Source organism: Bacillus thermotolerans (genome assembly GCF_000812025.2).
Taxonomy (GTDB): Bacteria; Bacillota; Bacilli; order Bacillales; family Domibacillaceae; genus Quasibacillus; species Quasibacillus thermotolerans.
Genome location: NZ_JWJE02000105.1, coordinates 1 through 1655, shown reverse-complemented (window position 1 = coordinate 1655; position 1655 = coordinate 1). Strand labels below are relative to the sequence as shown.

General features: G+C 53.0%; 17 tRNA genes. All 17 read left to right on the top strand.

The annotated features are described in order from the left end of the window. The 17 genes from QY97_RS19055 to QY97_RS18975 all read left to right on the top strand — a co-directional run bounded on the left by QY97_RS19055 (position 1) and on the right by QY97_RS18975 (position 1509). Positions 1-82, top strand: a tRNA-Leu gene (locus QY97_RS19055). A gap of 6 nt (positions 83-88) precedes the next feature. After that, positions 89-160, top strand: a tRNA-Gly gene (locus QY97_RS19050). A 13-nt stretch (positions 161-173) separates the two neighbouring features. Then, positions 174-259 (top strand) — tRNA-Leu (locus QY97_RS19045). A gap of 9 nt (positions 260-268) precedes the next feature. Further along, positions 269-345: transfer RNA gene (locus QY97_RS19040), tRNA-Arg, on the top strand. A gap of 19 nt (positions 346-364) precedes the next feature. Continuing rightward, a tRNA-Pro gene (locus QY97_RS19035) sits at positions 365-438 on the top strand. Positions 439-459: 21 nt separating this feature from the next. Beyond that, a tRNA-Ala gene (locus QY97_RS19030) sits at positions 460-535 on the top strand. Between the two features lie 10 nt (positions 536-545). After that, positions 546-619: transfer RNA gene (locus tag QY97_RS19025), tRNA-Met, on the top strand. 6 nt (positions 620-625) lie between these two features. After that, a tRNA-Ile gene (locus tag QY97_RS19020) sits at positions 626-702 on the top strand. 25 nt (positions 703-727) lie between these two features. Then, positions 728-820 (top strand) — tRNA-Ser (locus QY97_RS19015). 16 nt (positions 821-836) lie between these two features. Beyond that, positions 837-910, top strand: a tRNA-Met gene (locus QY97_RS19010). Positions 911-914: 4 nt separating this feature from the next. Then, a tRNA-Asp gene (locus QY97_RS19005) sits at positions 915-991 on the top strand. 15 nt (positions 992-1006) lie between these two features. Next, positions 1007-1082: transfer RNA gene (locus tag QY97_RS19000), tRNA-Phe, on the top strand. A gap of 13 nt (positions 1083-1095) precedes the next feature. Beyond that, positions 1096-1169 (top strand) — tRNA-Gly (locus QY97_RS18995). A gap of 10 nt (positions 1170-1179) precedes the next feature. After that, positions 1180-1253: transfer RNA gene (locus tag QY97_RS18990), tRNA-Ile, on the top strand. A 6-nt stretch (positions 1254-1259) separates the two neighbouring features. Beyond that, positions 1260-1334, top strand: a tRNA-Asn gene (locus QY97_RS18985). Between the two features lie 6 nt (positions 1335-1340). Continuing rightward, positions 1341-1433 (top strand) — tRNA-Ser (locus tag QY97_RS18980). 4 nt (positions 1434-1437) lie between these two features. Beyond that, positions 1438-1509 (top strand) — tRNA-Glu (locus tag QY97_RS18975). The last annotated feature ends 146 nt before the right edge of the window (positions 1510-1655 follow it).

Genomic DNA, 1655 nt, shown 5'->3' with positions numbered 1-1655 from the left:
GCGGGTGTGGCGGAATTGGCAGACGCACCAGACTTAGGATCTGGCGCCGCAAGGCGTGGGGGTTCGACTCCCTTCACCCGCATTCATTGCGGAAGTAGTTCAGTGGTAGAACACCACCTTGCCAAGGTGGGGGTCGCGGGTTCGAATCCCGTCTTCCGCTTTACTTCTGACTTGCCGGGGTGGCGGAACTGGCAGACGCACAGGACTTAAAATCCTGCGGTAGGTGACTACCGTACCGGTTCGATTCCGGTCCTCGGCATTACTCTATGCGCCCGTAGCTCAATTGGATAGAGCGTTTGACTACGGATCAAAAGGTTAGGGGTTCGACTCCTCTCGGGCGCGCCATACATATGTGTGAACCTTCCGGGAAGTAGCTCAGCTTGGTAGAGCACTTGGTTTGGGACCAAGGGGTCGCAGGTTCGAATCCTGTCTTCCCGATCTGATATTTTGTTTACATTTGGGGCCTTAGCTCAGCTGGGAGAGCGCCTGCTTTGCACGCAGGAGGTCAGCGGTTCGATCCCGCTAGGCTCCACCAAATTTTTTGTGGCGGTGTAGCTCAGCTGGCTAGAGCGTACGGTTCATACCCGTGAGGTCGGGGGTTCGATCCCCTCCGCCGCTATTTAAAGGACCTTTAGCTCAGTTGGTTAGAGCAGACGGCTCATAACCGTCCGGTCGCAGGTTCGAGTCCTGCAAGGTCCACCATTTAAATTTTTATACATTTGGTGTTGGAGGAATACCCAAGTCTGGCTGAAGGGATCGGTCTTGAAAACCGACAGGCGGGTTACACCGCGCGGGGGTTCGAATCCCTCTTCCTCCGCCATTTATATTTTTATCGTCGCGGGGTGGAGCAGCCCGGTAGCTCGTCGGGCTCATAACCCGAAGGTCGCAGGTTCAAATCCTGCCCCCGCAATTATGGTCCGGTAGTTCAGTTGGTTAGAATGCCTGCCTGTCACGCAGGAGGTCGCGGGTTCGAGTCCCGTCCGGACCGCCATTTATACATAGGTTAGGCTCAGTAGCTCAGTCGGTAGAGCAATGGACTGAAAATCCATGTGTCGGCGGTTCGATTCCGTCCTGAGCCACCATTATGTAAGTTTGGCGGGTGTAGTTTAATGGTAAAACCTCAGCCTTCCAAGCTGATGTCGTGGGTTCGATTCCCATCACCCGCTCCATTTTAATAATGGGCCTGTAGCTCAGCTGGTTAGAGCGCACGCCTGATAAGCGTGAGGTCGATGGTTCAAGTCCATTCAGGCCCATTTTATTCCGCAGTAGCTCAGTGGTAGAGCAATCGGCTGTTAACCGATCGGTCGCAAGTTCGAATCTTGCCTGCGGAGCCAATTTTTGGGGAAGTACTCAAGTGGCTGAAGAGGCGCCCCTGCTAAGGGTGTAGGTCGGTTTACTCCGGCGCGAGGGTTCAAATCCCTCCTTCTCCGCCAGATTGGCCCGTTGGTCAAGTGGTTAAGACACCGCCCTTTCACGGCGGTAACACGGGTTCGAATCCCGTACGGGTCATTCATTTAAAAAAGAGCCGGTTGTCCATTTCATATGGACAACCGGCTCTTTTTTATTGGCTCTATAATATTTGTTGGGGTTTAAACAAAATTTTGTGTGCATAAAAAAACACGCAAACTCCTCATTCTTTTATACTTGAATTGTCG